Origin of the sequence: Neobacillus drentensis (genome assembly GCF_036966985.1) — a bacterium.
Classification (GTDB): Bacteria; Bacillota; Bacilli; order Bacillales; family Cytobacillaceae; genus Neobacillus; species Neobacillus drentensis_E.
This window is the reverse complement of record NZ_JBALSN010000445.1, coordinates 1-1,326: the sequence shown is the minus strand read 5'-3', so window position 1 is coordinate 1,326 and position 1,326 is coordinate 1. Positions and strand designations below refer to the sequence as shown.

Annotated in this window: 1 protein-coding gene; it reads left to right on the top strand. The window is 35.4% G+C overall.

Annotation, left to right across the window (positions count from 1 at the left end):
• The first annotated feature begins 47 nt into the window (after window positions 1-47).
• Window positions 48-1,010: a nucleoside hydrolase gene (locus V7659_RS24825; protein ID WP_335542789.1), complete on the top strand. Its 963-nt coding sequence runs from the start codon at window positions 48-50 to the stop codon at window positions 1,008-1,010.
• Window positions 1,011-1,326 lie beyond the last annotated feature (316 nt).

Sequence of the window (1,326 nt, the reverse complement as noted above, 5' to 3'; positions counted from 1 at the left end):
TTTAAATCGCATATTTTTTATAAATATAATTTATTGGAGGAGATACGATGGCACATAATGTGCTAATGATTACTGATCCAGGTATTGATGATTCTTTTGCCATAATGTATGCCTTACTAAATCCGAAAATAAATTTAGTGGGTATTGTCAGTGGTTATGGAAATACACCAAAAGAGCAATCAGTTAAAAATACTGCCTACCTCTTAACATTAGGTGGGAGAGCGGATATTCCAATAATAGCAGGCACCGCAGGACCTCTATCAGGTGAACCGATCGTGTATTACCCCGAAATACATGGCAAAGAGGGGTTAGGACCAATCAAGCCTCCAGATACGATTCAGAATGTAAAGGTATATGATATTAACAAAATCCTTGAAATTGTTAAGCAGTATAAAGGAAATATCGTCATTGTATCTGTGGGAAGATTGACCGAGTTAGCTTTGATGTTTATCTTATACGGGAATGAAGCGTTAAAGGGAGTAAGCGCTTTTTATATTATGGGCGGGGCTTTTTTGGTTCCCGGTAATATTACCGCTGAAGCTGAAGCGAATTTTTATGTGGATCCAATTGCGGCACATACCGTTATGGAAAAAGCACATAATATTTTTTTATATCCTCTAAATATAACAAATAAAGCCATCATCACACCCGATATTATTGACTTTCTTAGCAAAAACAGCCCTACACCTTTTCGGCCATTATTAAAACCAGCATTTGATTATTACTATAAAGCATATCAGAAAAATGTCCCGGGTATTAAGGGAGCACCACTTCATGACGTTGTTCCGCTCATGGCGTTAATAGAACCAGATTTGGTGAAATATATTCCAAGACGAGTAAGAGTCGAGGAATTTGGGGAAGCCAAAGGCAAGAGTATTGCAGACTTTCGGCCAAAACCAGATAAGGAACCCGTAGATTCGCTTGATTACATTGGTATGGAGGCTGATTTTCAGAAATTTATCGTCAATTTCATGGAGGTATTTTTACAAGGTAATTTTAATAAAGAATAATGAAACTCCCTACCTAGAGTTTCATTTTCTGCAAGTTTGAGACAAGTTTGGTAAGCTATTATTATATCTGAAATATTTTCTCTGAATTTCCTAGTTTTTGAAATTCAATTGACGATATGGCCAAAATCTGTTAAAATGAAGATACGCTTTTAAGTTAGTTAAATATTTATTTGTTTAGGTAGCCGTAACTGCACGAAGATGTGGGTGATGTCTATTACCCAAACGTGTCAGTACGTCTTTTTTATTTTCTTTTAACTGAATATTAAAGTGAACAATTATTTTGGAGGTTATTTCAATGAATAACGGTAAAGTTAAA

Coding starts and splice junctions, on each gene's coding strand:
- V7659_RS24825 (WP_335542789.1), top strand. CDS start 48: ATGGCACATAATGTGCTAATGATTACTGATCCAGGTATTGATGATTCT.